The organism is Parasphingomonas puruogangriensis (assembly GCF_036663635.1).
GTDB lineage: Bacteria > Pseudomonadota > Alphaproteobacteria > Sphingomonadales > Sphingomonadaceae > Sphingomonas.
Genome location: NZ_JAXOJI010000047.1, coordinates 1 through 1,000 on the forward strand (window position 1 = coordinate 1; position 1,000 = coordinate 1,000).

1 protein-coding gene is annotated in these 1,000 nt (G+C 58.6%); it reads left to right on the forward strand.

Annotation, left to right across the window (positions count from 1 at the left end):
• Positions 1-1,000 (forward strand): ammonium transporter (locus U1739_RS21100; protein ID WP_332710580.1); only part of this gene is annotated, 1,000 nt, incomplete at both ends.

Genomic DNA, 1,000 nt, shown 5'->3' on the forward strand with positions numbered 1-1,000 from the left:
TTCAGCAATAATGTCTACATCCCCGAATATGCGTTCGTGGTGTTCCAGATGACCTTTGCCTGCATCACGCCGGCTTTGATCGTCGGTGCGTTTGCGGAGCGGATCAAGTTCACGCCGCTGATGATCTTCACGGTATTGTGGCTGACCTTCGCCTATTTCCCGATTGCGCACATGGTCTGGTATTGGGCTGGTCCTGACTTTCTCGTCGATGCACCCACCGATATGGGTCTGTTGTGGGGCTGGGGCGCGCTTGATTTCGCCGGTGGCACCGTCGTCCACATCAACGCAGGTATCGCCGGCCTTGTTGGCTGTCTGATCGTCGGCAAGCGTATTGGCCACGGCAAGGAAGCCACGCCGCCGCATTCGATGACCATGACCATGATTGGCGCGTCCCTGTTGTGGGTGGGCTGGTTCGGCTTCAACGCGGGCTCCAACCTTGAAGCAAACGGCCTTGCGGCACTTGCATTCATCAACACCTTTGTCGCCACGGCTGCCGCTGCGGTTGCATGGTGCCTGATCGAACAGTTCCACCATGGCAAGCCTTCGTTGCTTGGCGCGGTAACCGGAGCAGTGGCAGGCCTCGTTGCAATTACACCAGCCAGCGGATTTGCGGCGCCGATGACCTCGATCCTGCTTGGCTTTGCCGCATCAAGCCTCTGCTATGTGTTTGTCGCTTATGTGAAGAACAAGCTTGGCTATGATGACACGCTCGACGTCTTTGGTGTCCACGGCATCGGCGGCATCGTCGGCGCCATTGGCACCGGCATCGTCGCTGACCCCGCTTTGGGCGGTCAGGGCTGGTTCGACTATACCGTATTCCCGGCGGTTCCGGGCGAATACGACATGGCTGGCCAAGTGATGACTCAAATCTGGGCTGTTGGCACCACCGTTGTTTGGACGGCAGTTGTCTCCGCTGTCCTGTTCTACGGGCTGAAGCTGACCATGGGTCTGCGTCCTGCCGAAGATGCCGAACGCGAAGGCCTCGACATCACCGAACATG